Source organism: Brevibacillus sp. IT-7CA2 (assembly GCF_949767855.1).
Lineage (GTDB): Bacteria > Bacillota > Bacilli > Brevibacillales > Brevibacillaceae > Brevibacillus.
The window spans coordinates 23,604-47,777 of the sequence record NZ_CATKQT010000012.1; the positions used below are offsets into that span (position 1 = coordinate 23,604).

The following is a 24,174-nucleotide window of genomic DNA, read 5'->3' on the forward strand; positions in this document are numbered from 1 at the left end:
TCAATATGGTCCATAACCAATCAGATGCGCGACGACGACAGCGACTGTCGCAATCCCGTATTGCATCAGAATCAGCGGCATAATCCATTTCATCCAGCGTAACCACGGGATGCCAGCCAAAGCCAAACCAGCCATAAAATAGCCGGAGGTCGGGATAAAGATATTGGATATGCCATCTCCGAACTGATAGGCAAGAACCGCGGTTTGACGCGTAACGCCAACTAATTCTGCCAAAGGCGCCATGATCGGCATGGTCAAAGCAGCCATTCCACTGCCGGACGGAACAATAAAGCTGATCACGGTTTGGAGGACGAGCATGCCAAACGCTGTAAGTGCACTAGGCAATTGATTCAAGACACCAGCAGAATAGTAAAGAATCGTATCTAGTATGTGACCGTCATTAAGCACCACAACAACTGCCCGTGCAACTCCAATGACCAAGGCCCCGGCTATCAGGCCAGCAGCACCTTTCATGAAGTTGTCTACCATTTCGTTGATGCCGAGTCTTCCCACGATTCCGATGATGATGCCCAGCAACAGAAAGATTCCGGATAGCTCGGTGAGATACCAGCCATATTGAATGACACCAAAGACCAACACGATAAAGTTGAGAACAAAGCAAGCCAAGATTCCTTTATGTCTGGCCGTCAACTTCAAATCTTCACGCAAAAGCTCCGCCGTGCTTTTCCCTTCAAACAATCCGAAGAAGCCCTGCGAACGGTCTTGTTTGACTTTCGACGCATACCGCAGGACGAATGCAGTCGATACGAAATACATCACGACAAAAACAGCAATTCGATAACCCATTCCCGAAAAAGTGGGCAGCTCGGCGATGCCTTGGGCAACCCCCACCGTAAACGGATTCATTAGTGCAGATGTAAAACCGACCGACGCTCCTACCAGCACAATGGCAGCACCAGTCACTGCATCAAAACCAAGAGCAATTGCCAGCGGAATCATGATCGCGATGTAGGGTAACGTTTCTTCAGCCATTCCCATGAGCGAGCCGCCTGCCGCAAAAAACAGCATCATGATGGGAATCAGCCACTTCTCTTCATTCCTGAGTAGGCGCGATAGTGTGACTATGAGCGCTTCAATCGCGCCAGTAGCCGTTAAAATACCGAATGTTCCGCCAATTATCAATACAAAAAAGATAATGCCTGAGGCTTCCACCAAACCGGTATGCACGCTGTTTACCAGCCCGAGCGGTTTGACTGGAGATGATTCAATCCACTGAAACGACTGTGGATCAATTACACTCCTGCCGTTTACCTCGACTCGTCCGTATTCTCCAGCAGGCAAAATATACGTCAGGATCACCGCAATCGCAATCACGGCAAAAAGTAACGCGAACACATTGACTTCCCACAGTTTCTTCTGCTTTTTCGGCTGCAAATCTACATTAGGCTGACTCATGATATCCCCCCAGTTCGGTATCGTGATCAGAAATGCCAGAATGTAAAAATACTAGGATAAGAGTGTCTCTTTTCTTCCACCGAAGAGATACTCCCGCTTTATCCCTTATTTGCGTGACTCCAAAAACTCCGATACTTTTGATAGACCTACTTGAAGCACTTCCGTCGAGCAGGCGTACCCGATTCGTAACCACCCTTCCATGTCGAAGCAACTGCCTGGTGTCAAAAACGCCCCTGTCGTTTTAAACAGATCAATGCAAAACGCTTCCGAAGGGATATCCAGCTCGTACTTGAGCATTGCGGTTGTTCCTGCCTGCGGCTTGACGTAAGAGACCAACGGCTCCTTCGCTACCCACTCATCGAGAATCTGCAGATTGTCCCGCACGATCTTCAGGTTGCGCTCCATGATCTTGTCGCGGTTTTTTAGTGCATGGACAGCCAGCATGTCATCCAGCATCCCGCAGCTGATGGTGGTGTAATCGCGGTGCGTAAAGCAGCTCTTGATCACATCCTGAGGTGCTGCAATCCATCCCAGACGCAAGCCCGCCAATGAAAACACTTTGGACATACTGCTTGTCGCAATCCCTTTTTCGTACAAGTCGACGATAGATGGCACCACAACCTCCGGGTCTTGGTGCAAATGGCGATACACCTCGTCACACAACAGGTAGGCATCTACGGAGCGGGCAATCTCTACGATTTCTCGCAGCAACCCTTCACCCATCAAAGCTCCGGATGGATTGTTCGGATTGTTGATACAGATCAGCTTGGTCTTGTCTGTAACGAGCGAGCGCAGCTCACCCGGATCAGGCAGAAAATCATTTTCCGGCAAAAGTCTGAGCAGCTTGACCTGCGCTCCGAACGACTCCGGTACTGAATAAATTTGCTGATACGTCGGATGAACGGTAATTACTTCGTCACCAGACGTAACGAGCGAGAACAAGGTAAGAAAATTCGCTCCGATCGCCCCGTTCATCGCCAAAATGTTCTCCGGCTTCATCGTTTGATACATACTCGCGACGAGGTTGCGGAATTCCGGCGAACCCTCGATATGACCGTACGTCAGCTTCTTCTGGGCCATCTCGCGGAAAAAATCTTCCGGCTCATCGGAAAGGCGAATCAACTCTTCTACCGTCAGCGAATCGACGCATGTCTCGGCAATATTGTAAACAGCCTCCATCTCGTAGGCGTTCATCCATTCTTCCACTTTAAAAGGTGCAATTCTCATCGTCGTTCCTCTCCTTATCCTATTCTTTCACTTTTACAGATCAACTATCGTACCTACACCGCGCTTATCCGCCACTTTCAAAATGTGTGCAGCTGTCAGTAAATCTTGGAACGCGATCCCTGTGCTGTCAAAAATCGTGATTTCTCCTACATGTTGTCGTCCTTGGGCATGACCGGGGATGACATTGCCGATCTCTGTTGCGATATCGCTTTCTGTTATCAGGCCCTTTTTTACAGCTACCTTCGTCTCTCCCACGCGTACAGCCTGTCTTACATCATCAACGAAGACGCGCGCTTTTGCAAAAAGCCGTTCATCGATTTCCTGTTTTCCTTCCATATCTGCCCCTATGCAGGTAATATGCGTCCCCGGCTTTACCCAGTCCTCTTGGATCATCGGTTCACGTGAAGAGGTTGCCGTGATGATAATATCTGCTTGTCTAGTCGCTTCTTCGAGGTTGTCCACTGCAATAAACTGCACGTCACAACGGCTGGCATAACACTCGTATTCTTCTCCTGTATATTTGGAGACGAATCTGGTCAAGAGGTTTTCTTTGATTTTGGCGGCAAAGCTTTGCGCCTTTTCTGGTGATCGCGGATTACAAATGTACACCCGCTTGATCTGCTTCATCGTCATCAAGGTCGCCATGATTTGAAAAGGAGCCTGGTGCCCCGTCCCTACTATCAGCAGGTTCTCCGATTCGGGACGTGCCAAATACTTTGCACCGATTCCACCGGCAGCTCCCGTACGCATGCAAGTAATGTGCTCTCCACTCAAAATCCCCTGCGGTACGCCAGTTTGGCTGTCCAATACCATCACCGTTCCAACTAATTGTGGCAGGCCTTTCTTGTCATTGTCACCGAACCACGAGACGAGCTTGAGTCCAAATATATCGGCTTGCGGCAAATGACCGGATTTGATATCCATGTCGGCTCTACCTTCTACGAACTCATGAAAAATGAGCGGAAACAACGTCGCCTGCTGACTCGATTTCATTTGATAGGCTTGCTCGACCACTTCAATCACGCTGGCCATATCTAGCACATCTTCGGTAGTTTCCTGATTGATGACGCGAAATGGAAACATGTCTATCTCCCCTCCCCACTGTTTCTTTCACACTAACACAGTTTTTCAGGGCGAAAAAATTGAAAGATCCAATGGTTAATATTAAAAAAAGCAAACCCTCCACCAACAGATGCTGGAATGGAGGGTTTGCTTATGCTCCGCCGATTCTTGCCGAAATCGTCGTAGCTTGGCGTTTCACTTTTTCGATGAGTAGGGGCAATCGATCTTCTGTCACCCGAAAGCACGGGGCGTTGATCGAGAGCGCTCCGACGAGTTGATTTCCGTAGCCGATGATCGGAGCAGCAACAGCCATGGTGCCTTCCGTCTTCTCCTCGTAGCTGATCGCATAGCCCCTTTTCTTGGCTTCGCTCAGCTGCTCCAAAAATGACGGCTGCTTGTCTGTCGCAAGCTGGGCTGAAACGACTCTTGTAATCGCATCCTGCTTTAAATTCGCGAGAATGATTTTGCTAGGGGCGCCGATTGTGAGAGGAATCCGCTCCCCCAGGTTCTCGTCTATGCGTATTTTCAGTGGACTTTCTACTTTTTCGATCGGCATCGAATCCGCCCCCGCCAATACATTGAGGAAGATACTCTCCTCGACTTCATTCGCCAGCTCCTCCATGAAAGGTCTCGCTACAGCCCGCAGGTTCAGCTTTTCATGCAGGATAAAACCGATTTCCATCCATGTATATCCCGGCTTGTAATGCTTGGTGACTGGGTCCTGCTCAACCAATCCGAACTGGATCATGGATTCGAGAAAACGGTGGAGCGTACTGATTGGTAGACCCGTTGCGCTCGCCAGCTCCGAAATCGGCCAAGCATGTTTTTCGTCTGAAATCAGTACCCGAATAATTTTCATCGCCCGTTCGACTGATTGAACCATCCTTCTTTCGTCCTCCATGACAAAAAGTTACGCTGCCACGCTACTATTGTCTTTCGTTTGTTTTTTGGGGGCTTTTCCTGTAGCCAGCCGTGCTTCCAGCTTGTTAACAAAATACGAGAAGATCATGATCAGAACGAGATAGTACAAACCGACAACCATGTACGTCTCTAGCTGCTTGTAGTTGGAAGCTGCTTCACCGAGACCGGTTCCCCATAAATCCTGCATCCCTACGTAGGCGACCAACGATGAATCCTTCAACCCGATAATAAATTGATTGCCAAGCGATGGGATCGCCCGACGGAACGCCTGCGGCAAAATGATTCTGCGCATCGCCAACGGGTACGACATCCCGAGTGACCTGGACGCTTCCATCTGCCCACGGTCGATGGACTGGATGGAGCCTCGGAAGATTTCCGCAATATACGCACCGTTATGAACTGCCAGCGCGATGGCCCCTGCCCAAAACTGCGACAGCGTGACCATATTCGCCAAGCCGAAGTACAGAATACAAATTTGTACGATCAATGGCGTTCCGCGAATGACGGTAATGTAGGTGTGTGCGATGTAGTTCAATACTTTGGAATCCGATATCCGGAAAAAGGCGATGACAAGACCTACCACACAACCGAGCACCAGCGCAACCGCCGTCAACTGAACCGTGAGCCATGTCGCTTTTAGAAAAAGGGGATAACTGGATAGAAAAATATCAATAATCACGTTCAATCCTCCTCACATGAAGCGTTAAAAAGGGGGGCGTCCATCACGGACACCCCGTTGCCCACTCATTGTTTTTGCAGGATATTGCGGCCAAACCATTTTTGGCTGATTTTTTCATAAGTACCGTCTTTGACGATCTCGTCCAACGCCTTGTTGATCCGCTCCACTGCCTCCTGGTCACCCAAGCGCACAGCAATCGCTTGCTCGTCAAAGCTGAGGGGTTCGCCTACATCAATCACTTTTCCGCCGCCTTCTTTAATGAATCGCAAGCCAACTACCTGGTCCGTAATAACCGCATCGAGACGTCCTGTCGGCAAGTCGAGTAAAGCGGTGATATCGCTATCATATTGAGTGATTTTGTCTTCATCGGTCAGCTTTTTCGCCCAATCCAAGTAGTTGGATGCTTTCACTACGCCGATCTTTTTGCCTTTCAAATCTTCTTTGCTCTTGATTGTTGTATTGCCCTCTTGCACGAAAATTTGCGAACCGGAACGGTAGTATGGATTGGTGAACAGAACAGCTTTCTGACGTTCTGGTGTGACAGTCAAGCTCCCAATGACAGCGTCGTATTTTTTCGCGTCCAGACCAGGGATGATCGTTTCGAATGGATTGGTGATAGGCATTGCATTCATGCCCATTTTTTCTGCCAGCGCTTGTCCGATCTCTACATCAAAGCCAGTCAGTTGCCCGTTTTCCTTGAAGCTAAACGGCTTGTACACGCCACTCATGGCGTACGTAAAATCTTTCTTTCCACCGTCTCCAGAAGCTTGTCCACCTGCTGCCGGTGCACTTTCCTGTGATCCACAAGCAGAGAGCAACAACGAGCCCATTAGAACAGTAGACAACAAAATTCCGGACCATTTTGCGCGTTTTTTCATTGGTGATTCCCCCTGTTTTTCATCTCTATATTTAGTGGATGTTAACGGATGCTGCCTAAAAACTGCTTGGTACGATCATGCTGCGGATTTTCAAAGAATTCACTCGGCGGTCCCTGCTCCAGGATTTGTCCATCGTGCATGAACACCGCCCGATCTGCTACTTCACGAGCGAACCCCATTTCATGCGTCACGACGATCATCGTCATTCCTTCTTTGGCGAGCTGCTTCATGACCTGTAGCACTTCACCGACGAGCTCGGGATCGAGTGCAGAGGTCGGCTCATCAAAAAGCATGATCTTCGGTTTCATGGCAAGTGCCCGGGCGATGGCAACCCGCTGCTTTTGTCCACCGGAGAGCATGTCCGGGTAGACATCGGCCTTATCCAGCATATTCACTTTTTTCAGGAGCTCGTACGCTAATTGTTTGGCCTCTGTTGCATTCATCCCTTTGACGTGAACAGGTGCCTCGATCAAGTTTTCCAAAACAGTCTTGTGCGGAAACAGATTGAAGTGCTGAAAAACCATGCCGACCTCGGCGCGGAACTGATTCAGATTCGTCTTGTGTGGATCAATCTGCTGACCACCGATTCGAATCTCTCCACCGTCATAAAATTCCAGAAAATTCAAACATCGAAGCAAAGTACTTTTGCCTGAACCACTGGCTCCAAGCAAGACGACAACTTCCTTTTCTTCCACCGTGAGCGTAACGCCCTTCAACACGGTTAACGGGCCAAAAGATTTTACAAGCTGCTTAACCTCAATCATCCTGCTATCCCCCATTTATCTCCCGGATGAATTGCGTATTCCTTTTTCCGAATATCGGAAATGATTTCTGATTTAAATTATAATTATATATTTTCTGATATTCAAGAAAAATATGTTTTATTGAATAAATATTCACGATCGGAATATGGGATAGTTTTCCACCTTGCGTGGAATGAATAAATGGGAGTGTTTTATACATCAAGGAGGACCGTGATGAAAGTAGCAACGTACTTCTATGTAGGACTCATCATCATTTTTCTGCTCTCCGCCTGTTCGCTGCCAGGTCCACAAGCAGCACCACCACCACAGCAAGCGGCTCCATCTGACCCTGAGCCAGAAGTGAAAAGACCGACAACTGATGAGATCAAAGGTCGAACCATAAACAATCAGTTCACCGTGCCGATCCCGATCACCGAGACATTTACGTTTACCATTCCTCCCTCTTGGACGGGAAATTACATCGTGGAGGAGTTCTCCTCGACGACTAAGCGTCCCCCTCGCCAACAGCCACTGGCGGGCAAGCTGGATGTGCCTACGAAATACGAAGCGCATTTTATGTTCGCTCCCAAATCAGCGAAAGGAAGGGCAATCCTCGTTCCTCACCATTTTTGTCATGACGGTACCACATTGGAATCACCTGTCCAAAATGGAGGGACCGCCACTGGGAGATGTACTGGCAAAAACACATGGGCTGGTATACGTCGTTTCCTTGCCTCAGTCCAATCCCTATGATCCAGCAACTCCAGACGGGAAGCTATATGGGCAGATGGTTATGTCTTTGGAGCAGGTCAAAGCTGGGTTTTCTGTGCAATAAAGAAAAAAGTGGTTGAGCAGCACGATGTCTGCTCAACCACTTTTTCGTGTAAAGACAAATAGCTTCCCATCTGTGTTCAACACTTGTGTCCCTTGGGCTAACTCGATCAAGGACTGGTCCCAGGTCAGGATCATTCCATACGCCGATTCCGGCCATGTCCTAAAGCTGTACATATGAACTTGCTTTAAACAGATCGTGATTGCCAACACCCCCGGCCACTTTGAACTTTCCGGCACAGATGCTCCTTCTACCCTATTATAGAAGCTATTTTAAACGTAAGTATTTTGTAAGGAATGCGTAAGAAAAAAAGAGATTTTCATTGTGTATGATAAAAAAATAACGAGGCGTGAAAGGCGGAACAGATATGTCTTATATATGAAAAACAAACCAGTTAACTTACAGCAAGCAACCACCTATACAATATGAATAGAGGAGAGAAATGCCTTATGAAAAGACGTAGTCAAATTACATTTGCAAGTCTGGCCCTTTTAATAGCAGGAAGTTCCCTGTTATACACAACGCCAACCTCAATTGTAAAAGCAGAGCCCACTCAAAATGTATCTAGTTCGTTACAAACAAGCACTCAACGAGATCGTAATTCCGTCAAGCAAGCAATGCGGGATACATTGCAACTTGGAATCCCGGGGATACTCGCTAAAACTTCCGAGGATGGAAAAACATGGGGTTACGCCGCTGGGGTATCGAATCTGAGCACTAAGAAACCAATGGAAACAGATTTTCGCTTTCGCATTGGCAGCGTGACGAAGACGTTCACCGCAACAGTTGTACTTCAATTAGCTGGAGAGAACCGGCTGAATCTAGACGACTCCATCGAAAAATGGTTGCCTGGTGTCATTCAAGGAAACGGATATGATGGTAACCAGATTACTATCCGGCAGATATTGAACCATACAAGTGGTATCGCTGAATACTTAAGGTCAAAAGACGCTGATATGATGAATCCCAAAAAATCATATACCGCTGAAGAATTAGTAAAGATTGGGCTTTCTCTGCCTCCAGACTTTGCCCCAGGAAAGGGCTGGTCTTATTCAGACACAGGATACGTATTACTGGGTATCCTTATTGAAAAAATAACCGGAAACAGCTATGCGGAAGAGATTGAAAATCGGATTATTGAACCGCTTGAATTGTCGAATACATTCCTACCTGGCAATTCAAGCGTTATTCCAGGCACCAAGCATGCCCGTGGATATTTCCAACCAGACGGAGCAAGTGAGCTAAAAGACGTTACTTATTATAACCCAAGTATAGCTAGCTCGGCTGGAGATATGATTTCTACTGCTGACGACTTAAATAAATTCTTCTCTTACTTACTCAGTGGCAAATTACTGAAGGAACAGCAATTAAAACAAATGCTTACTACAGTTCCTACAGGAAGTGCTGAAATCAGCGGATATGGTCTTGGAATCTATGAAACTAAGCTTCCAAACGGTGTCTCGATATGGGGACATACAGGTAGCATTCCAGGGTTTATTACTCTTGTTGGGGGTACACTTGGAGGCAAGCATATGTTGACCGTCAATTTGAACAGTATGGGTAAAGCTAACTTTAAAAATATTTTACTTACAGAATTTAGCAAGTAGGCAAAAAGGAAAACCCGATAAATTTTGTCATAGTTTTTATAGTTAATACCTTTCCGGTCCAAAAACCCCTAACTTACTCTAAAGAATAAATTTGGGTGTTTTTGGAATTTCGGTGGCAACCAATGCTAGTAAGCTAATAAAACAAAATCCTCCCTAAAATGAAAAAATACGCTATTCTTTCTGAAGAATCATAGGAAAGAATGGCGTATTTGTACGTCTATTTCTGTATCTGATGAATTACAACTATTTGCTCCCCCAAAAAAAGATGGGCAACCTGCTCGACAGGCTCTTCGCCGATTTTGATAATCCTGATCACGAACGTAACTGCTCCCTGACTGCCATCAATGCAAAACCGAGTAAATTTTCTCCCCGCCACTTTTCGGGCTGTTCTGCATGCGGATGATCCTGGGCCATCCCGATTCCCCATATCCGATCATAAGGACTCGCTTCCACAATAACGCGGTCACCTGTGTCCAAGAGGTATGCTTTCAAATCAGCATGCTGGCTGAATTTTAATAGGTTTGCCTGGCGAACGATCGCTGTCTTGTTCGCATTCCACACAGCCTCGTCAAAGGAATGAACCTTTCGTCCCAATTCCTTCGCTTGTTTGGGATGGTTTTTCCTGAGTATTTCATCACGAATAGCAAGATCACCGAACAGTTCAGCCTTTTTCGCCATCATGTAATGTTCTGCGGTCAGGTACGTGATGCCATCCTCTACAAAAGCGACCGGATACCATTGGCTAAAGCAAGATTTATCGATTGTGCCTGACTCCTTCTGTGTATGTCCCCAAAAGAACAGGTATTTCACTCTGGTCCTCTGAGATTCTTTGATTAAGGTTTGTAAGTCTTGTATTGGCTCCATTTCGCTATCCCCGTCTTTCTTTTATAAACAATCCCATGTATACGAAGCCTTCGAAAAATCCCGACGAAGCAGATCCTCCCTGCGAATGAAGAAGTTGCCCACTCCGCTATCTCCCCACGACACATAGTAATCGTAGTGGTCGCCCTCCATATCCAGTTGAAGGAGCAGCTCCCAACCATCCTGATTCAAATATGCTTGGGTAAAGTAGGGATATCCACCAATCCGTGATCCGCTTGCATCAGCGAGGTCCCAATATTTCGAATAGGCCACTTGATCATCCTCGTCGGTAGGAAGCTGAAAATTCACCGCCTGTGGATCTCGATGTGGGACGTACTGCGTCTCTAGTTTTCCTGTCAGTTTGTATGGCCCACCTAGTACCGGACTGTACACGTCAGGTTCCTCTGGTTGAAAGGGGTCTATTTCCTGTGTGTCCATGACCTCTTCAAAATGAAGCACTTGAAAGGATTGGTCCATCAATCCGAACGTATCATCCTCCTTGACAAAAAAACTGGTCAATCCACAAGCAGGGTAGCCATCGAGTCGCGGCATTTGCGCCCAGTTGATTTGTGCGATAAACAAGTAGTCGTTTCCAGCTTCATCCTGTGGATATGGCATTTGTGGCGGCAGCCAAGGCTTTCCGCCCACCTTGCTATCCGTTAAGGTAGCCGCTTCTTTCGTCAGCGTGAGCTTGATGGATGACTTTGCGGATTTTTGGATGTGTTCCAAAAACTCTGGGGTCCATTGGTTATTTGCATCTAAGAAGTTCATGAAAATCACCTCGGATATTGAAACATATGGAAAATGGTTACATTCATTTTATCTGAACCATCTACCTATCCGCAAATTTCTTACATCACTTACGCAGAAGGATGCCTGCCTGTGGTAAGGCTAGCCAGAAGCCCGATACAGGCATGGCAATCACCCCGACCACGCATATGCCAAGAATCGTCCACCCGAAGGTAGTCGGCGGCTCCATTCCCTTCTTTTTCATCAGCCAATCCGCCATATATCCGAGCAACATCAACAAAAAGCCAAACATCATAAACCAGAAAGCAGCATCTCCCTCTTGCCCTACCGCATTCCAAAAGCCGTTTGCGATGATCTGCTGAAGTGGCTCCGCGTAGAAAAAGAGACCGACAACCGTATGCAGCAGTCCTGTCAGGATAAGAGTGAAACCCATTTGGCGCTTGATCCCATGTACCATTTCATTTCTCTCCTCTCAAGTTGGCCTATTCCTTGGAAATGTTAATTTTGTGAGCTCTCGGACGGTCTTGTTCATCCTGTAACGCATCGATCACGCTGTCGATAACTGACCGCGATGCGAGTAGCCATTCTTTGCAGGCATTTTTCACATGTCGCTCGGTTCCATGCTGTTCCATGTTCCCGAGAATCGTCAGCATCTTATTCAATCCAGTACGTCTCAATGCTGGGCAGCCCCTTCCCTTGCGCTAAAACGAATGATCAGCCGATCTTCCGCATATTTCGCTCCCGTAACCTGTCGTCCCATTACTACTCGTGGCAAGATGACTTTTCGCTTGTAGGCACCCGCATTTACGGTCAATTCATCCCCTGTTTGCGTTAAATCCAAGGCATCTTTATCCACAAAAGGAATCATCAGCTCCAAATGCAGCTCGCCGTCCACTTCTCGAATCAATTCCGTTCTGCCCTGATAAAGCTTGGCGGACGGGTCTTCTGTTCCAAAAACGATATCAGCCAATTCTTCTAGAATGGGCAGGCCAATCACTTCTTTTGGCATCATCGGTGCTTTCAAAATCGGCAGCGGCTGAAAGTTTTCCACGATTTCGTTCTCATACTTTCGTTGCAGCTCTCGCCAGTGGGCAAAAAATCCCTCTCCCGCTTCATCCGGAAGCACCCGATTTACGATGATGGCATCCGTATTAAACCCGAACAGATTCAGGTACGTAAACGAGCGCTTTGCTTCCGCAAGCACCATTTTTTCTGGGTTTACTACGATCCTCACTGATGTAATCTCCGGGTCCAAAACAATTCGTTGCATTTCCTCCAGCCCTCGAGCGAGCTGCTCGACACTGTCTAGCACATCATCAGAAGGAAGCTCTACTTTGTTGACGATCTTAGCCACTGGGCGAACGAGTTTGATCAGCTTGCGCTCCGTCGGAAAAATTTTCTCCAACCACCAATTCAATACGTTCGGATAACTGAGCAGACGCAGTGTTTCCCCAGTGGGGGCACAATCTACTACCAGGACGTCGAACTGCCCGCTCATGGCGTGTTCCTTGATCTGTAGCAAACTGAACAATTCCTCCATGCCAGGAAAAACGAGCATTTCCTCCGTTGTAATATCAGTCAGCTGTGCTTTGTCGAGCAGTGTTGTCAGCCATCCCTGTACTGCCCCCCAGTTGCGCTCGGTTTCCCGCAAGCTGTTTACTTCTTGGCCCCATAAATTTTCGCTGATTGATACGGGGTCTGGTCCGATCACAGTCCCCAATGAATCAGCCAAACTGTGTGCGGCATCCGTACTGAGTACGAGCGTCCTCTTTCCCTGCTTTGCCAGCTTAACAGCCGTTGCTGCTGCAACACTCGTCTTCCCAACCCCACCTTTGCCGGTGTAGATGATGATTCTCATCTCGACTCTCTCCTTCACGATCCATTTAATACGATTTCGTAGTAATTAGACAAAAAAAGAAGCAGGCTCGAACGGACTATTCTTCAATGTTGATCTTGATGGAACGAACCTTTGTTTCACGAGGCTTGACAGGGCCTCCCTCCTGAAATACCTTGGCTGCCTTAAGTAAAAGGGTAGTGAATTGCTCCATTTCTTCCGGTGTAAATGCTTCCTGAAGCCTGCCCAGCATCGTCAGCATCATTTGCTCTGATTCTTTAGCGAGCTGTTTGCCTGGTTGTGTCAGCGTGACGAGCTTCACCCGTTGATCCTCTACAGAGGTAGCCCTCGCGATGTATCCTTTGCGTTCAAGCCGTTTCGCGATGCTGGTCATCGAACTAAGCGGCGCCCCCATCTCTGCAGCCAGCTCTGACATGGTCAAATCTCCGCGGAACAGCAAAATGAGGAGTGTCGACAAATCAGAACGAGTCAGTTTTTCTTCCAGCTGCATCGTATCGGACATAAAGGCGAACGGACGCAAACCGGTTTTCAGAAAGAGGTCGTATAGTTGCTGCATACCGGTGACTCCTTTTAGTACGATTTCGTAGTAACTTCCTCTTCAATTTATTACATATTTTAGGTGATGTCAACAGGCGCAAAAAGTATACCTTGCTGGGCTGACGTACATATTAAAGCTGTTACATATGACAGGAGGAATCAAAATGAATAAACAGCGCGCGAAAGAAATCGCCGCTTCACCCGTTATGGCGAATGTTACTTGCGATGGAATACCCGTATACATCCAGCACATCGATGATGACAACGACATGGCGAGGATTTACCCGCTCAACCAGCCGGATCAGGAGATGAGTGTTCCTGTAGCCAGCTTGCGAGAGCACGGTGAGTACTGATTTTTGCCACGACAACGTATAAGGGGACCTGTAGCAAATTCACAGGTCCCCTTGTCTTCTTTTTCATTGTACAAATGGACTTACAGCAAGCCTTGGATGAACGGCTGCTCCAAATTCTCGATCATTTTTTTCTGACTCGCCGCCAATTTTGCTGCGATCTGCTCCCTACGTGCGATGGCCTCCCAGGTGCAAGAAAGAATTCGTTCCCCTAATTGTGGCTCGTCTGTTGGCACGAGGAGCTCCGGCAGATCCAGTGAATAAGCGAAGTCGATGCCCTTAACGCGATAAGCCAAGCAAACGAACGGAATACCTGCAGCGGCACTCAGCACATTGGCATGCAACTTAAAATTGATTGTCGCCTGAAAGCCTTTCATCAGCTGCAGCATTCGCGTATGATCGTGCAGCTCCAGGTCGAGGATCGTATGAGCTGGATCGTCGATTTTTTTGTACAGTCTTTTTATGGCTTCCCGATCTGGTCCCCACATGGTGAGCAAGTGGATATCGTAGCCTGCCCTGATCAGCTTCTTGGCTGCATATACCAGTGCATCCTCTACTCCATTCTCGTTTTTCCCATAAATCCGGTTATAGGACGTACCCCAGTTGATGCCAATCGTGAATCTCTTGCTTTTATCTACCACTGTTGGCAAGGATGCAGGAATAAGTAGCATCCCCGGGTCTCCGCTAATCGCTGCCCTTTCTCCCACTCCCGCTTGCTGGAGGTATTGAAGTGTAAGTGGTCCGCGTACACCAAAAAACGTGGCGTGCTCGGCGATTTTTTGCAACATGTGGCTCATTTTATCTTGGCCAGTTATTAGCTTGTTTGTCAATCTGCCGGAAGAATCCAGCACGACTTGATCTTGTGAGTCAAACCCGCTTCCCCAGACCCATAGATTTTTTTTCTGTTCAACAGCACGATAAGCTACATCCACATACCCCGGGATGAGGAGCGAACCTCCTCCCAAAACGACGGTGTCATACGCGCTTACATCCTTCAGATCAACCCCGGGCAGGGAAGGTATTACCTTGTATTGTGTAGGGTCGAGGTATTTGCATGACAAATCGTAAAAGGCATGCCACATCAGCTCGTCGCCCAAATTGTTGAACCCTAACCAGCCAACGTACAAAATTTTTTTCATACTTGTCGCCCCCCCTCCATTCTTTATTTGCGCATAAACGGTAAGCAAGGAGGCACATTTTTGCGTGATATGAAAATGGTTTTGTACCCACGCTCTTCCTTGACCTCCTATTTCCTTCAATTGACTCCGGTCGCGGCATGCTTGACGCAGAGCACTGTCGATCAACAGAGGAGACGGCTTCTGCACAGAGGAGTGGTCACCGAAGTAACAGTCCCAAGCCAACTCGTAAGACGAAGGTTCGACCAAACCGACGTAGCCATGATTACCGATCGCAAGCACAGGCTTTCCGCACGCCATCGCTTCGAGTGCGACCCTCCCTGTTCCAATCACCAAATCACTGATGGCGTAATACGGCCGGACATCGGTTTGCTCCCCCACAATGTGAATATAGGGCTGCCCTGCGGCTTTATTCAGCGCTTTTGCCAGCTCATGAACATGAACGGCCTGGGCACCCGAACCCACCACCACGATATGCAAGTTGGGGATTTCACTGCGCAACGTTTTGGTTGCCCGCAACACCATGTTGCACACCGTCGCTTTTTGCCAAGCCAGCCTGCTGACATACGTTACCACTGTGGCATCAGGCGGCAATGACGGCACATCAGCCTTACTTGCAGAGCCAGACTGGAACTCTTCCACATCAACCCCATTGGAAATGAGTGTGGTTTTTACCCCTCGCTTTTGCCAGAATAGTTGGACAGGTTTACTCACACTGATAACGGCGGAGCAGAGCTGGGCTACTTTTATCGCCTCATCCTTTGGGTAGTACGTTCCATGCAAGGTGAATACGACAGGAATGCCGAGCTCATTGGCTGCCGTAGCGGCAAGAAATCCTGAAGGGGTCTGATGCACATGGACGATGGTAATACGATGCTTCTTCATGAATGCACGGTAACACTCGGTCAGATGCTGTCTGCGTGCCTGGAGCGGCTCACGTGCGGATTCTATTGGTTCGACCAAAAAGCCTGCATCGACAAATTCTTGGTAGAGGGGGCCGTTGCCGCCTGCATAAAACAGTTGGACGCCTTTTTTTCTCAACGCTTTGCCCATGCTAAGAACATGTGTCTCAGTTCCGCCTGTTCTCAAATTGTCCAGCACCATCAATATTCGATCATTACTACTATCCAATTTTTTTACACCCCCTTTTTCCGATAATATTGGGCCGAACGCTGCTCAGAGTGGGTTCGGTAATAATACAGTGCTTCGGCGATATTATTCACGCCTGCTCTCGCATTCAAGGCTTTTGCAACAAATTCGTAGTCTTCCGCACCGTCGATCCTCCGCGTCGGGCCACCAATCTGGTCAAACAAGCGTCCCCGAAACATGCAGGTTCCGTGACAGACACAGTGTCCGCCGTTCCCATATACCTTGCGAATGTCATCACCGTACCTGATCCATGCAGCAAGCTCCTTTTTTTCCGGATGATCGGAGGGGAACGCGTAATAATTCGTACCGACCAAATCAATCTGGGGATGACTTTTTAAATATTCAACCTGCCGCGAAAGGCGCAAGACGTGAGAGAAGTCATCTGAGTCCTGATTCGCGATGAACTCACCTCTGCTCAGGTAATGCCCGACGTTAATGGCACCCGCAAAGCCAATATTGCGAGGGAGCGCATGAATCAGTACCTGATTGTCTCCTGGAAAAAATCTTTTACTCTCTTCCAACCATTCTCTGGCCACTTCTACGGAATGATCCGTCGAAGCATCATCGATCAGGACAATCTCCCAATTTTCATAGGTTTGCTGGAGGATACTGTCTAAACATTCACGTATATAAGCAGCCCTGTTGAAATTGGTAATCACGACACTTACGAGACCCTCTATTCGTTGTTTTGCCAATTTAATTCCCTCCTTCCAGTCTTCTTGTTTTCACATCGCATCCTCGCTACCGTCCTTTCGCCAGAAACTGCAAGGCTTCCACGTGGTCACCTGCAATCTGTTCGACGGCAGGGGGCATTCCGGAGCTGGCGAAGTGTTTTTCTGGACGGAGTCGGTTGGAGGTGAAGCTGTTCACCTGATGAACCAATTCCATCTTTACACCTGCCTGTGCGTATACTGCTTGTGCTTTTGGCGGGCAGAGCAGAATAGGCCACCCGAGCGGAGCAACCGCTTCCCTGCGTAAGGCAAAGGGGACGGTCACCATGGACCCGATCGCCAAATCCTTACGATTCAAAGCCAAGTTGAGGGCTTGGCGACAAGCCACAAAAACGTTGTCTGTGCAAGGCTGATTCAAAAAAGCAGAAACATCATTCAGTGCCACATCCACGCCGCACTCGCACGCCAGAACAAATGGGTACAAATCATGCGCCGTGATGATCACATCCGCATCGACAAACAGCAGGATGTCACCTTTCGATAGACTTGCCCCAATTGCTCGTCCTGTGTCAACTCCCAATTCATATGGGAACTCTACGGTCGTCGTTCCGCATTCACGGGCAAGCCGTGCTGTCTGATCAACCGAGCCATTGACAACCACGATAATTTCAACTGGCTCCAGCCGAAGAGCTTCACGGATCACTTGCTGGATCGTCGCTGCCTCGTTAAGGGCTGGAATGATTACGGATACCGTTTTCCCACCGTAAAGAGTTGTTTGTCTCAAGGGCCATTTCCCTAACTGTGTAACAGGCATACTGCTGTTTTTAGCGCTCACATTCTCAGCTATATCTCTTCGCCTGCCTCCATCGGACAGTCCGCCACGAAAAGGAAGACGCGAGACGAGATCAAGCTGTTCGGCAATCACCAGCTTTTCATACAAAGAGAGCTCTTTGAGCAACGAACCGTGAAGCTGTGGCAAAAACATCCGTTCTTCCGTCCCCATTTCAATGGTTTGAGCGGTAATGGTCAGCCCGCTCACAACCGCCCGCTTGTGCGCTTCTGCAGGCTGTGCCAACTGTTCCACTCCGATTTTGGAAAGTGCCTCTCTGGTCATCGCGTGAGGTGTGTCCAGCAAGGAAGCTTCACGCAGGTCAGAGCGACCGAAGAGGTTATTTACCAGCAAGGAAAAACTGTGGATGGGCCGTGGTTTTGTCATTCTCCTGTTCCGAATATCATGCTGGGGCAAAACGACCTGTGCATTTCCATATAAAATCGGGAACAAGAAGCGCTGCAGTCCAGACAGCGAATCGATCTGCTCTTCACCGAGAAAAAGTAGGACACTCCCTCTTGCATGCTTGGCAGCCTCTCTCCGCCATGCGAACAGATTCTCAACTGCTTCTGCAAGAATGACGCGAACACCTGAGCCAAGTTCCAGGGTCCTTTTCGAAATCACGATAATCTCCAGAGGTGCAAGCTGTTTACATACGGCAATCAGCTTTGACAGATGAGCTGTCCCATGCATGGCAGGAATTAGAATGGATAGGGGCACGAGGCCCCTTCTCCCTTGCGGCTCTGCCATTAGAGAACGCGCACATACGTGATGCGATCGAGCTGAAATACCACTGTTTGACCTCCGCCATAGCCTGGCTCACTTGCTGCAAGCACGGTTAATGTCGAATTGGTCACGCCGAGCAACTCACCGGTAATCACGTCCAATCCGGTTACGACTTGTACACTATCGCCTATAAACGTTCTCAATTTCTGTACATAGTTCATTTGTCTTCTCCTCCTTACACCTCATGAACGTAATTAATTTGCTTGAAACGAATCAGCACACGTGTACCGCCTGACTCTATGACTTCAGCATAGTCCCGGCCAACCTCATCCAGGACGCCTGTGACACTCCCTGCATCTGTTCCCAGCTCAACGGTTTCATGCAAATAGCGCAGCAGCACTTTACGAAAAGTATCACGTATCAAATCGCTGTTGTTTTCTTGCAGAAAGGCGGCGAATTCTTCTGCGTACAGCTCTTTGCGAAGCGAACAGCGAACAGCTTCTTCCTTATCAGTTTCGACTTCTTCGTCTCTTTGGTCTTTTCCCCAAATGAGACTACGCAGCCCTCGAAAATACTCTTTCAACTCTTTTTCATTCACAATTAATTTCATCTGGTCACTCTCATCTCCTTGATCCTACTCTTTTGATTTATTTTTCGCCGCTTGTACACGGTATACAAGTAAGTTCAAAAACGTACTAGGACAACGGTGCATTTTTTTGGTTTTAATGAAAAGTTCACGGAGTTTTTACCGAAAAACAAAAAAAGACTGCGAAAAGTATTCGCAGCCTTCCTTCGGTATTCTACAACTCTTTCATTGTTACGTACTGTTTTGTCTAACTCTTTGCCACCTGTGCCTTTTCGTCCCTGTTTTTGCCTAGCTCATGCTTGATGAACAAATAGCTCTCAATTTCCCGAAGGAGGTAGAAAAGCGAGGCACGCGTCTCAAATTCCTCTCGCGTTCGCGGCAAATCTGCTGCCTTGATCTCCTCTTGCATCACGCGCAGTTGGTCGATAAAGCGGTAGGCGGTATTACCCGGATGTACCGAGTCACTGATTCGCGCAAGAAAATCTGCGATCCGATGGCTCTCTGCCACCTGATTGTCCAAGGAAGAGACAATTGGCATCATGCGTTCCAATAGCTCGAACTGCTTTTGCCGCATCACAAAATACTCGTAGTACGAATCGTTACGACGGCCCAATCGATTGCCAACATCTCGTGATGCTAAACGAATCGCCGTTTCCAAGACACCTGTTGTTTCGATCAATTCTTTCCCGTCCCAATCACTTTCCCCGTGACGCAAGTAGTAGCAGAACTCCAGCAAGATTTTGCTGAACAGCTTCTCCACCTTTACTTGCATCCCTTTTAGCTCTTTATCGAGACTCGGCATGTACAGATTGACCAGCAGGGCTACGCCCACACCGATGACAAGCAAAACGACCTCATTCAGCAATAGCATCCCGTCGATTCTCTTTGAAGAATACAGATGCATAAGCACAACCATGCTGTTGACGAAGCCTTCCTGAATGCCAAAACGCACCGCGAGCGGCAAGAAAAGCAAAATGAAAAGGAGAATGGCAATCGGCGTATAGCCCATAAGGGAAAACAGGCAGACACCGATTCCCAGCCCCAATAAACTGGCCAGAATCCTATTCCACGCTGTCTGAAACGATTGCTTGACTGTTACCTGAATACACAAGATCGTAATGATCCCCGCAGAAGAAGCATACATCAAGCCTAACTGCTGGGCGATCAGAATCGAGATAGCCGTTCCAATGGCTGTTTTTAACGTACGATAACCAATTTTAAACTTGAGAAAGCCCAGTCTTGTTCCCCTCCGCTGTCAAAAATGCTTTCCTGTTTACTTTAACAAAAAGTATCGGGGAACCAAAGGAAAGAGTTCGTAAATTTTCAAAGCATCTATTCCTGTTTGTGCTTCTCTGCATAACTGTGCCACTTGCCATCTGCTTTTACGAGCCCTTTTTCTCCCACATAACGATAGACGAGGAGTGGTTGTTCAAGCATTTTCTTTCTTCCATAAATTCCATCAACTTTTGGCTGAAAGTAAGTGAGCATGAGCTTCTTGTTCTCTTTCATGACTTTTTTCGCCGTATTCAGATCGATACCAATATTTTTTTGAGAGGGACGTGGTAGTAAATATTCCTGAAGTCCGTTGTTATACATTTGCCATACTTCCCCGGTCGCAGGGTTGATATCGACGTGAAAGATGGTATCCTCTTCTGGTATGCCTTTGATCATATAGCCAAATTGGATATTATACGGTTCACCATTTTCCAAGATTTCTTTGATCCTTTTCTCATTCGGAACGTAATCGACCGCATAAATTATTCCTAACTGATCAGGGTAGAATGTTTGTAAGAACTTTTCTGCACTTTCTTGTGCTTGTGCCCAAGTAATACTCTTTTCTATTTTCTTTCTCTCTTCTAAGAACCTGCTTTTTTCATTCATACTGAATTCGACGAAATAACCACGGTTGTTAATCCCTATTTTTACAGTATCTGACTCACTTCCATCCCTTGGTTGCGAAACAAACTCAAAATTCCAGTTCTTTCTATCAAGTACTGAGCGTGACTCAAAGCTTCTACCATTCCATCGGTAAGTACTAGGTAGCTTTTTAATCTGTTGCTCTGCTATTTTTAATGCTTCGTCTTGTGTAATGATCTTTTGTTCAGTGGTAGAAGGAGGAACGGTTTTCCCTAACAGCCTTATCTTCTTTTCATTGACAGTCTGTCCGTACGAATCAAGCATTTCCCCTGTAATGGCATTGACAATTTGCGGGTCTTCACTCTTGAAATCATAAACAGGCTGGTCTATTTCAGCAGTATCCTTGTACATGGGTGACAGAATCGCCTCTTTATCCCATTTCTTTTCAGCATTCTTTATATCTATAACTTTCGAAGTATCTGGAAGTTCCTCCTCTGTCCAATGTCGCTCAAACCTGATCACTTCCCCATTGCTGCCCACTCTGAATCGAAACCCATTTTCCAGAAAAGGAATCTCGTTTTCGATACGGGTAAAGTTTATAATGGTTCCTTTGCTAGTAGAGTTATAGTTAACATATGGATCAGGATATTCATTCGGCTTGGATAAACGGCTCCGTTCTTCTTCCGTCGTTACTTGCTTAAGAAATTCGGTTGCCACTTGGATCGCCTGATCTTCCGGAAGCTTCTTTTGAATTGCGTCCAAGTCCCGCTCTTCCCCACGACGTTCATATTTCAAAATTCCCCCTGATAATGCATCTATTCGCAATTCAATACTCCCACTATTTTCTTTATTCCAACTGCTAGACCATATGGGTTTTCCCCATAGCATTTCAATACTGTCGACAAATTCGACTCTTGCCAGCTTGTACTCACCCAGAATCGTCAATTGCTTCTTGGCAAGCGCAATTGCCTCTTCCTCCGAAAGTGCCTTCTCGGCTGCATGTACGACTGGTGCCAAACTTCCGGCCCCTGCTGTAGCGAACACAGTTGTCATCAAAATGGAAAATGTCACGCCGAGTGAAAGTCCCCTCGATATAGTACGTCTCAACACGAATAACCTCTCCTCTCCATCTACAAACAACCTCATTTTACCATTTATGAGAGAAAATAGACCAAAAAAAAAGGATCCGCCGATGCGAAATCTCGCACAACAGATCTTTTGGGATGTTGATTATACGTCAAGCTTTTTCACGATCTTGCAAATCAATTCCGCTCTTGCTGCTGGTCGTAAATCAATTTCAGCAGTTCAGCGGCTTGTGCACGCGTAACTGTTGCATCCGGATCAAAATTCGTTGCTGATTTTCCCTTGAGCAAGCCATTTGCTGAGATGAGGGTAACAGCAGGAACATGCTTGCTTTGCACGTCCTGGTATGGCGACTTGAATAGTTCGGGCTTTTCCAGGAGGTCACCATAACCCAGCAGTCTTGCCACCATATCCGCTACTTCGGCGCGTGTAATCAACCGATCTGGCTCAAAGTTATTTCCTGTTTTTGGAATCAATTTGTATTCTACGTTTCTTTGAATGGCAGCGTAGTTTGGATGGGAAGAAGGTACGTCAGCAAAGTTATGAATAAGCCGTTCTTCATCGCTGTCGAAGTAAGGACGTAGATATCGGAATTCGCCCTCATCTGCCATCTGCGCCATCATCATGGCCATTTCCCCACGAGTAACCTCTTTTTCGGGTCCTAACTGGCCGTCTGCGACCGTCATCCATCCCTTACGGACCGCAAAATCAAGCACTGCCTGTTGCGGATGCTCATCGATATCACTCGGGGATTGCTTTTTTTGTGCCTCAACAAAGCTGTACCATTCTCCGGTATCTGCTTTCACAACCCCATTATCTCCAACATAACGATAGACGAGAATCGGTTCAGACGGCTTTATCGGTATCCACTCTGGCACAGGCTGGAGGTAGGCAAGCTGAAGCTTCTGCTGCTTCTTGATTACTTCTTTCGCACTTTGCCGTTCGATTTGCTTGTTATTTGGCTTGGAAAGCAGCTTCACTTCCGAGCGTGACCTTTGGTTCAATGACTCAGCCATCCCCGTCTCCGGATTGACCTCGACTCGAAAGGTTTCATCTTCGACCGGAGTACCATTGATCAGCATGCCAAATTGAATTTCATATGGTTCGCCATTATCCGCATAACTTTGGAGAGTTTCCTTCGAAGGCTCCTCTTCTATCAGATAAATTTCTCCCAGCTGATCGGACAAGAGAGTGTTTACGAGTTTCGTAGCACTATCCTCGGCCTGCTCCCAAGTGATGACCATCTTTTTGGGAGTTTCTTCAAATCGACCGTTTGGATTCACTTGATAACCGACCAATTCTCCCCGATCGTTAATATCCACTTCTACTTGCTCTGACTTTTTGCCTCCTCCATTTTGAGGGGAGAAATCAAAACTCCAATGGCGTTCAGAGATTCCACCTGGTCCTGAGCTCGAACCCCCTCCGCTGCTGCCGTCAAAACGATAGTTGCCAGGCAGTCTTTTCACATATTGTTCCGCAATTTTTTGTGCCTCTTCTTTTGTAATCAACCGCTTTTCTGACGTTTCTGAGGATATCATATTCCCCAACGGCTTGATTTTTTTCTCACTTGCTACTTTTCCAAATAAATTAATGACTTCTCCAGTCGTAGCATCGACCAGTTGCGGGTCCTCATCCTGGAACTCGTAGACCAGCTCGTAGGAGCCAGGTGCCTGCTGATATCTATTCGTCATCCCTGCCATATCCTTGTACATAAGGGACGGGCTTGCTTTCTCCTCCCATTTTTTCTCGGCTTCGGCTATCTCAATCACTTTCGTAGCTTCCGGGAGCTTGCCGTCATACCATTCCCGGTTAAAGCTGATGACGTCCCCGTTCTGGTCCACTATTATTTGAATACCATTTCCCAAAAAAGGGATTTCGCCCACCATGCGAGTAAAATTTACAACTTGTCCCTGATTTCTGAAATAGTAACCGTTCTGGTCCGCATATTCATTGGGCTTGGATAAACGACCCCGTTCCTCTTCGGTTGTCACTTTTTCCAGAAACTTCCTCGCTACTTTTATTGCCTGCTCTTCCGTAAACTCATTTTTAGTGCTTCCTAATTGATCGTCCTCCAAACGGTTAGAATATCGGGATAATGCACCAGAAACAGCGTCAATCGTCACATTAATGCGTCCAACCTTGCCTTTTTCCCAAGATATATTCCAATATGTTCGACCTGTAACATTGTATTCCTCGTCCGGATCTGTGATTCTGGCACCTCTCAGCTTGTAGTCTTCAGGAATTGTCACCCACTTCTGGGATTGTTTAATTGCCTCTTCCTGCGATAGCGTTTTCTCGGCTGCACGCACGATCAGGGTAAGACCCTCAACTCCAGCTGTAGCGAATACAGTCGTCACCAGAATAGTGGATAACACGCCGAGTGAGAGCCCCCACGACGTTGTACGTCTCAACACGGATC

General features: G+C 47.4%; 25 protein-coding genes. 3 read left to right on the forward strand and 22 right to left on the reverse strand.

The genetic code is table 11. The annotated features are described in order from the left end of the window. The 7 genes from ACM6JA_RS10580 to ACM6JA_RS10610 form a co-directional block, all read right to left on the reverse strand. Window positions 1-1,416 (reverse strand): YfcC family protein, encoded by a 1,416-nt coding sequence (locus ACM6JA_RS10580; RefSeq protein ID WP_414852268.1) that lies wholly within the window; start codon window positions 1,414-1,416, stop codon window positions 1-3. Window positions 1,417-1,521: 105 nt separating this feature from the next. Next, window positions 1,522-2,643, reverse strand: coding sequence for an aminotransferase (locus tag ACM6JA_RS10585; RefSeq protein WP_414852269.1), 1,122 nt, complete (start codon window positions 2,641-2,643; stop codon window positions 1,522-1,524). Window positions 2,644-2,676: 33 nt separating this feature from the next. After that, the gene (locus tag ACM6JA_RS10590; protein WP_414852270.1) at window positions 2,677-3,726 is read right to left on the reverse strand and encodes an ornithine cyclodeaminase family protein; all 1,050 of its coding nucleotides are present in this window, start codon (window positions 3,724-3,726) and stop codon (window positions 2,677-2,679) included. A 130-nt stretch (window positions 3,727-3,856) separates the two neighbouring features. Next, window positions 3,857-4,588, reverse strand: a complete 732-nt coding sequence (locus tag ACM6JA_RS10595; RefSeq protein WP_414852271.1) for an IclR family transcriptional regulator — start codon at window positions 4,586-4,588, stop codon at window positions 3,857-3,859. Window positions 4,589-4,615: 27 nt separating this feature from the next. Next, window positions 4,616-5,302, reverse strand: coding sequence for an amino acid ABC transporter permease (locus ACM6JA_RS10600; protein WP_193375271.1), 687 nt, complete (start codon window positions 5,300-5,302; stop codon window positions 4,616-4,618). Between the two features lie 68 nt (window positions 5,303-5,370). Continuing rightward, a complete protein-coding gene (locus ACM6JA_RS10605; protein ID WP_414852272.1) occupies window positions 5,371-6,183 on the reverse strand; it encodes an ABC transporter substrate-binding protein in 813 nt (270 codons plus the stop codon). A gap of 41 nt (window positions 6,184-6,224) precedes the next feature. After that, the gene (locus tag ACM6JA_RS10610; RefSeq protein ID WP_414852273.1) at window positions 6,225-6,947 is read right to left on the reverse strand and encodes an amino acid ABC transporter ATP-binding protein; all 723 of its coding nucleotides are present in this window, start codon (window positions 6,945-6,947) and stop codon (window positions 6,225-6,227) included. A 213-nt stretch (window positions 6,948-7,160) separates the two neighbouring features. Between ACM6JA_RS10610 and ACM6JA_RS10615 the strand changes: the two genes are divergently transcribed. Continuing rightward, window positions 7,161-7,679 carry a hypothetical protein gene (locus ACM6JA_RS10615; RefSeq protein ID WP_414852274.1) on the forward strand — a complete coding sequence of 173 codons (519 nt, stop codon included), beginning with the start codon at window positions 7,161-7,163 and terminating at the stop codon, window positions 7,677-7,679. A 114-nt stretch (window positions 7,680-7,793) separates the two neighbouring features. Here the strand turns inward: ACM6JA_RS10615 and ACM6JA_RS10620 are convergent, their stop codons facing one another. Then, window positions 7,794-7,997: a hypothetical protein gene (locus tag ACM6JA_RS10620; protein ID WP_409175270.1), complete on the reverse strand. Its 204-nt coding sequence runs from the start codon at window positions 7,995-7,997 to the stop codon at window positions 7,794-7,796. A 210-nt stretch (window positions 7,998-8,207) separates the two neighbouring features. On the opposite strand from ACM6JA_RS10620, the gene ACM6JA_RS10625 reads away from it, so the two are divergent. Continuing rightward, window positions 8,208-9,365 (forward strand): serine hydrolase domain-containing protein, encoded by a 1,158-nt coding sequence (locus ACM6JA_RS10625; RefSeq protein WP_414852275.1) that lies wholly within the window; start codon window positions 8,208-8,210, stop codon window positions 9,363-9,365. Between the two features lie 312 nt (window positions 9,366-9,677). Here the strand turns inward: ACM6JA_RS10625 and ACM6JA_RS10630 are convergent, their stop codons facing one another. The 6 genes from ACM6JA_RS10630 to ACM6JA_RS10655 all read right to left on the reverse strand — a co-directional run bounded on the left by ACM6JA_RS10630 (window position 9,678) and on the right by ACM6JA_RS10655 (window position 13,387). Then, complete coding sequence (locus ACM6JA_RS10630) at window positions 9,678-10,229, reverse strand: NADAR family protein (protein WP_414852276.1); 552 nt, start codon at window positions 10,227-10,229, stop codon at window positions 9,678-9,680. Between the two features lie 21 nt (window positions 10,230-10,250). Beyond that, window positions 10,251-10,997: a YwqG family protein gene (locus ACM6JA_RS10635; RefSeq protein WP_414852277.1), complete on the reverse strand. Its 747-nt coding sequence runs from the start codon at window positions 10,995-10,997 to the stop codon at window positions 10,251-10,253. An 85-nt stretch (window positions 10,998-11,082) separates the two neighbouring features. After that, on the reverse strand, window positions 11,083-11,433 hold the full coding sequence (locus tag ACM6JA_RS10640) for a DUF6463 family protein (protein WP_414852278.1): 351 nt from the start codon (window positions 11,431-11,433) through the stop codon (window positions 11,083-11,085). A gap of 25 nt (window positions 11,434-11,458) precedes the next feature. Further along, window positions 11,459-11,638: a hypothetical protein gene (locus ACM6JA_RS10645; RefSeq protein ID WP_414852311.1), complete on the reverse strand. Its 180-nt coding sequence runs from the start codon at window positions 11,636-11,638 to the stop codon at window positions 11,459-11,461. Between the two features lie 11 nt (window positions 11,639-11,649). Further along, window positions 11,650-12,834, reverse strand: coding sequence for an ArsA family ATPase (locus tag ACM6JA_RS10650; RefSeq protein WP_414852279.1), 1,185 nt, complete (start codon window positions 12,832-12,834; stop codon window positions 11,650-11,652). Between the two features lie 76 nt (window positions 12,835-12,910). Further along, window positions 12,911-13,387, reverse strand: coding sequence for a MarR family winged helix-turn-helix transcriptional regulator (locus ACM6JA_RS10655; protein WP_414852280.1), 477 nt, complete (start codon window positions 13,385-13,387; stop codon window positions 12,911-12,913). 145 nt (window positions 13,388-13,532) lie between these two features. Here ACM6JA_RS10655 and ACM6JA_RS10660 point away from each other — a divergent pair, with 145 nt between their 5' ends. Further along, window positions 13,533-13,721, forward strand: a complete 189-nt coding sequence (locus ACM6JA_RS10660; RefSeq protein WP_017252179.1) for an H-type small acid-soluble spore protein — start codon at window positions 13,533-13,535, stop codon at window positions 13,719-13,721. An 80-nt stretch (window positions 13,722-13,801) separates the two neighbouring features. Here the strand turns inward: ACM6JA_RS10660 and ACM6JA_RS10665 are convergent, their stop codons facing one another. The 8 genes from ACM6JA_RS10665 to ACM6JA_RS10700 form a co-directional block, all read right to left on the reverse strand. Further along, window positions 13,802-15,985 carry a glycosyltransferase gene (locus ACM6JA_RS10665; RefSeq protein ID WP_414852281.1) on the reverse strand — a complete coding sequence of 728 codons (2,184 nt, stop codon included), beginning with the start codon at window positions 15,983-15,985 and terminating at the stop codon, window positions 13,802-13,804. 5 nt (window positions 15,986-15,990) lie between these two features. Beyond that, a complete protein-coding gene (locus ACM6JA_RS10670; protein WP_414852282.1) occupies window positions 15,991-16,698 on the reverse strand; it encodes a glycosyltransferase family 2 protein in 708 nt (235 codons plus the stop codon). A 46-nt stretch (window positions 16,699-16,744) separates the two neighbouring features. Continuing rightward, on the reverse strand, window positions 16,745-18,223 hold the full coding sequence (locus ACM6JA_RS10675) for a glycosyltransferase (RefSeq protein WP_414852283.1): 1,479 nt from the start codon (window positions 18,221-18,223) through the stop codon (window positions 16,745-16,747). A gap of 29 nt (window positions 18,224-18,252) precedes the next feature. After that, window positions 18,253-18,450 carry a hypothetical protein gene (locus tag ACM6JA_RS10680; RefSeq protein WP_414852284.1) on the reverse strand — a complete coding sequence of 66 codons (198 nt, stop codon included), beginning with the start codon at window positions 18,448-18,450 and terminating at the stop codon, window positions 18,253-18,255. A 14-nt stretch (window positions 18,451-18,464) separates the two neighbouring features. Then, window positions 18,465-18,839: a DUF2642 domain-containing protein gene (locus ACM6JA_RS10685; protein ID WP_414852285.1), complete on the reverse strand. Its 375-nt coding sequence runs from the start codon at window positions 18,837-18,839 to the stop codon at window positions 18,465-18,467. Between the two features lie 223 nt (window positions 18,840-19,062). Continuing rightward, window positions 19,063-20,052 carry an aromatic acid exporter family protein gene (locus tag ACM6JA_RS10690; protein WP_414852309.1) on the reverse strand — a complete coding sequence of 330 codons (990 nt, stop codon included), beginning with the start codon at window positions 20,050-20,052 and terminating at the stop codon, window positions 19,063-19,065. A 95-nt stretch (window positions 20,053-20,147) separates the two neighbouring features. Continuing rightward, window positions 20,148-21,818 carry a YcdB/YcdC domain-containing protein gene (locus ACM6JA_RS10695; RefSeq protein ID WP_414852286.1) on the reverse strand — a complete coding sequence of 557 codons (1,671 nt, stop codon included), beginning with the start codon at window positions 21,816-21,818 and terminating at the stop codon, window positions 20,148-20,150. Window positions 21,819-21,934: 116 nt separating this feature from the next. Then, window positions 21,935-24,169 carry a YcdB/YcdC domain-containing protein gene (locus ACM6JA_RS10700; protein WP_414852287.1) on the reverse strand — a complete coding sequence of 745 codons (2,235 nt, stop codon included), beginning with the start codon at window positions 24,167-24,169 and terminating at the stop codon, window positions 21,935-21,937. Between the last annotated feature and the right edge of the window lie 5 nt (window positions 24,170-24,174).